Here is a 4,512-nt window from a genome sequence, read left to right on the forward strand (position 1 = left end):
AGCGGGAGCAAGCTCCCTCGCATCACGCATGGGGTTTATCAATGAGCCTCAGACTTCGCGCGTCTTCACTTCTTGACCGAATAATCCACACCCCACATCCGCACAGCACTGACCGCCTCGTTCATGCCTTCGAAAACGAACTTCTGCCGCACGGCGATTTTCGGTGGGATGGTGACTTCGTCGGGGTTGTCCAGGCCGGTGAGGCGGTTGGCGTAGCCTGCCTGGTCGATGGCGAGCAGGGCGCCTGTCTGGCCGAGGTTGATCAGGCGCAGTTGGGTGTCGGTGCTGTTCTTGAAGCCGAGGGTGATGGTGACGCTTTCTTCGCTGGGCTCAAGCTTCAGCACCTCGACGGTGACGCGGTCTTTCATCTGCTCGCCGGAGGAGATGATCGCAGCGCCGTCGGTGCCCTGGACCGACTCACGGCCATCGAGCACGCCTTCGCTCACGCCGCCCAACAGGTTCTTGCCGGCGGTAATGAAGGTCGAGACGGCGGATTTGGTCGAGTCCTTGATGACGCTTTCCGCCGGCTCGCCTTCGGCCAGGCACAGTGAGCTGATCAGGAAGCTGGAGGCGAAGAGGGTGGCGCGTGACGGCAGAAGGGTCATACCTGGGTCCTTGAAGGTGGCTTGCAGCATGCCCGTCAAATGGGCGTGCGGCATGATAGCGGTGATCATGGCGCACTTGTCCATTACTGGTTTCGCGGTTTGCCGGCTTTTTGCACTGATCCGCATTTTTCGCTTACAGGTGCGTCTGTAATGGTCTCAGTTCACACGCCACAATTCGGCCGTGCCGCAATGACTCTATTGGGAGAATGCTCATGGCGAAGATGGCGATTTTTCTGGGTGGTTTCCTGGCGTTGACGTTGCTGATTGGTGTGCTGGCGACGATCTCGCCTGTTTAAGGGGTTTTTCTGTGGCGGTGCGACGTTTCGATGAATCCCCTCGCCACAACAGCTTTCACTCAAAGAAGAATGCGTCGATCAGCGATGCAAGATCACCTGCGCAATCTCCAGCAGCGGCATCACCCGTTGCGCGGCGTTGAGCTTGATCGCTTCCTTGGGCATGCCGAACACCACGCAGCTGGCTTCGTCCTGGGCGACGGTGGCGCTGCCGGCGTCGAGCATCTCCTTCAGGCCGCGGGCGCCGTCGTCGCCCATGCCGGTCATGATGATGCCCGTGGCGTTGCGGCCGGCGAACTTGGCCACCGAGCGGAACAGCACATCCACCGAAGGGCGATGGCGATTGACCAGCGGGCCGTCCACCACCTGCACGTGATAGAACGCGCCGCTGCGGGTCACCATCATGTGTTTGCCGCCGGGGGCAATGAGCGCCAGGCCCGGGTGGATGCGGTCGTTGTTCTTCGCTTCGCGCACTTCGATCTGGCACAGGCTGTTGAGCCGGGCGGCGAATGAGGCGGTGAATTTTTCCGGCATGTGCTGGACGATCACGATCCCCGGGCACACCCGTGGCAGGGCCGTCAGGACCGCTTCGAGCGCCTGGGTGCCGCCGGTGGAGGTGCCCATGGCGACGATGCGTTCGGTGGTCTGGGCCATGGCGTGACCGTTGGCGGCAGGCAGCATGGCGTCGGCGGTGAGTTTGGTCGCGGGCGTCAGCGGGGCCGCCGGGGCAGTGCGTTTGCCCAGGTTGCGCACGTTGACTTGGGCGGCGGCGCGGATGGCCGAGACCAGTTCGGGTGCCGACTCCAACAGGAAATTCTTCAAGCCGCTGGTGGGCTTGGTGATGATTTCCACCGCACCGGCGGCCATGGCTTGCAGGGTGGTTTCCGCGCCCTTGGGTGTCAACGACGAGCAGATCACCACCGGCGTCGGCCGTTCGCTCATGATTTTTTTCAGGAACGTGATGCCGTCCATGCGCGGCATTTCCACATCCAGCACGATCACGTCGGGCCATTCCTTCGCCAGTTTGTCCATGGCGAAAATCGGGTCGGAGGCCGCGCCGATCACATTGATGTCCGGCGTGTCACTCAGGATCGCCAGTAATACCTGGCGGACCACGGCGGAATCGTCCACCAGCAATACATTGATTTTTCTGCCTGGCATGGTTAATTCAACGTCCTTATCGGTTGGTGCCTGACCCAGACATCGCCATTGCACAGGTCAAAAACAATACTGCGGTAGCCAGTGCTGCCCATGTCCTGGGCGATCAGGTCCAGGCGATAGAGGGCGGCCATTTCCAGCGCGGCGTTGACATTCAATCGCGCCACGTCGCTGAACGCCACGTGGCGTTGCAGCTCGGGAAACATCTCTCCGCCGCCGAACAGCTTGAGCTGATATTCCTCGGGCTCGGTGCGATGGGCCCGCGCCTGGCGGACGAACAGCTCGATGGCCTCGTCGGCGTACAGTCCGTTCAGCGCCGTGGAACAACGCACCCGGCTGGGCAACATGAAGTGGCACATGCCACCGATCTTGCGTTGTGGATGCCAGAGGGTAATTGCCACGCAAGAGCCAAGGATCGTGCGCAGGCGGGTCGGACAGGTCGCAAAGCGAAACTCGCCCGGTCCCAGATAGACCTCGGCCACTTCCCTGATCGCGGCGCTCATGGCTTGCGGTAGATCGAAGGGGCCACCAGTTTCAACGCATCGGACACGCCGTTGAGGCTTTCCGAATGGCTCACGATGAAGTATCCGCCGCGCTTGAGCCGCGGGATCAGCCGGGCAACCACCTTGCTTTTGGTGGGCTGGTCGAAATAGATCATCACGTTGCGCAGGAAGATCACATCGAATTCCCCCAGCTCCGGGAGAGTGTCGTTGAGGTTGACCTGGATGAAGTTGACCCGGTTGCGCAATGCCCGGTCGATCAACAAGGTGCCCTGCTGGCTGCCGGTGCCCTTGAGGCAATATTTCACCAGCAGCGAATGGGGCAGGTTGCGGGCGCGCTCCATCGGATAATGCCCCGAACGGGCTTTCGCCAACACTTGCGTGCTGATGTCGGAACCGATGACTTCCCAGGGCGTGGTGCCCAGGCTTTCGGCCAGGGTCATCGCAAGGCTGTAGGGTTCTTCGCCCGAAGAACTGGCCGCGCTCCACAGGCGAAAGGTCTTGCCCGGCGTCGCGTGGGGCAGCACGTGATCGCGAAGGAAGTCGAAGTGCTTGGGCTCACGGAAGAAATAGGTCTCGTTGGTCGTGAGCAGGTCCAGCGCCACCTGCAATTCGTCGCTGCGCTGGCCGCTCATGATCAGCTTGAAATACTCGCCGTAGCTGTCCAGCTCATAGTGCTTGAGGCGCTTGAACAGGCGCCCGGCCACCAGGGCTTTCTTGGCCGGCGACAGATTGATGCCGGCCGCCTGGTACAACCAGGATTGGAACTGGCCGAACTCCCGGTCGGTGAGCGCCATCGAATTCACCGTGCGTTCCCTGCAAGTGTCTGTGCTCATGACTCTGGCGCTTCCAACGCGGCGGGGCTGGCCTGGGCGAGTTCAGACATTTCGTCGATGGACAGCACCCGGTCCACTTCCAGGACGATGACGAACTTGCCATCGACCTTGGCCATGCCGCTGATGAAGTCGGCGCGGATCTTCGCGCCGAAACTCGGTGGCGGCTCGATTTGCGAAGCCGGGATTTCCAGCACCGCCGACACTGTGTCCACCAGCAGGCCAATGTCCTGGGCCAGCCCGTCGGCACTGGCGGCCTCGATGATCACCACGCAACTGCGGCGGCTGATGGTGGAGTTCGGCCGGCCGAAACGGGCCGACAGATCCACCACCGGCACGACCGCGCCGCGCAGGTTGATCACCCCGCGGACGAAGGCCGGCATCATCGGCACGACGGTGAGGTTGCCGTATTCGATGATTTCCTTGATGCACAGGATGCCGATGGCGAACATCTCCGTGCCGAGCATGAACGTCAGGTACTGCGCTTCTTCCTCGACCGCGCTGGCGGTCTGACGTGTGGTCGCGATGGCGCCCATTGCCTTTTCTCCTTTAAGCAAGCCTGTGGAACCGGGCCATCAGAACCGGGTGAATTCCGATTCGTCCGGTGCGCTGGCCATGTTGTAGGCAAACGCCTTGGGCATCATCGGTGCCGGTGCCCGGGCCGGTTTACGGCTGGACGGGCCAGGGGTGTTATCGACCCGGGCGACCTGCACGGCGGATTTCGCCGGCGTGTCCAAGGTGAAGAAACTCATGGCCTGTTGCAGCTGTTCGGCCTGGCTGCTCATCTCTTCGGCGGTGGCGGCCAGTTCTTCGCTGCTGGAGGCGTTCTGCTGGGTCACCTGGTTGAGCTGGGTCATGGCGGTGTTGATCTGCGCCACGCCGGCGGCCTGTTCTTCGGACGCGGCGCTGATTTCCTGCACCAGGTCCGAGGTCTTGTTGATGGACGGGACCATCTCGTTGAGCAGGTTGCCGGCCTTCTCGGCCATGTCGACACTGCTGGACGACAGCTCGCCGATTTCCTGTGCCGCGACTTGGCTACGCTCGGCCAGTTTGCGGACTTCGGCGGCGACCACCGCGAAGCCCTTGCCGTGTTCGCCGGCGCGGGCTGCTTCGATGGCAGCAT

At 62.1% G+C, this 4,512-nt stretch carries 6 protein-coding genes; all 6 read right to left on the reverse strand.

The features are described 5' to 3' along the window. Nucleotides 1–65: 65 nt before the first annotated feature. The gene (locus tag OC610_RS21785; protein ID WP_264430688.1) at nucleotides 66–605 is read right to left on the reverse strand and encodes a hypothetical protein; all 540 of its coding nucleotides are present in this window, start codon (nucleotides 603–605) and stop codon (nucleotides 66–68) included. Nucleotides 606–979: 374 nt separating this feature from the next. Next, a complete protein-coding gene (locus OC610_RS21790) occupies nucleotides 980–2,059 on the reverse strand; it encodes a protein-glutamate methylesterase/protein-glutamine glutaminase (protein WP_264430682.1) in 1,080 nt (359 codons plus the stop codon). Nucleotides 2,060–2,061: 2 nt separating this feature from the next. Further along, nucleotides 2,062–2,559 (reverse strand): chemoreceptor glutamine deamidase CheD, encoded by a 498-nt coding sequence (cheD, locus tag OC610_RS21795; RefSeq protein WP_264430683.1) that lies wholly within the window; start codon nucleotides 2,557–2,559, stop codon nucleotides 2,062–2,064. After that, nucleotides 2,556–3,392 carry a CheR family methyltransferase gene (locus OC610_RS21800; protein ID WP_264430684.1) on the reverse strand — a complete coding sequence of 279 codons (837 nt, stop codon included), beginning with the start codon at nucleotides 3,390–3,392 and terminating at the stop codon, nucleotides 2,556–2,558. The genes cheD and OC610_RS21800 overlap by 4 nt, the downstream gene beginning before the upstream one ends. Then, a complete protein-coding gene (locus OC610_RS21805) occupies nucleotides 3,389–3,925 on the reverse strand; it encodes a chemotaxis protein CheW (protein ID WP_181290368.1) in 537 nt (178 codons plus the stop codon). The genes OC610_RS21800 and OC610_RS21805 overlap by 4 nt, the downstream gene beginning before the upstream one ends. Nucleotides 3,926–3,964: 39 nt before the next feature. Next, a partial coding sequence (locus OC610_RS21810; RefSeq protein ID WP_264430686.1) for a methyl-accepting chemotaxis protein occupies nucleotides 3,965–4,512 on the reverse strand: 548 nt, incomplete at its 5' end.

It is taken from the genome of Pseudomonas agronomica (genome assembly GCF_025917275.1).
GTDB lineage: Bacteria > Pseudomonadota > Gammaproteobacteria > Pseudomonadales > Pseudomonadaceae > Aquipseudomonas > Aquipseudomonas agronomica.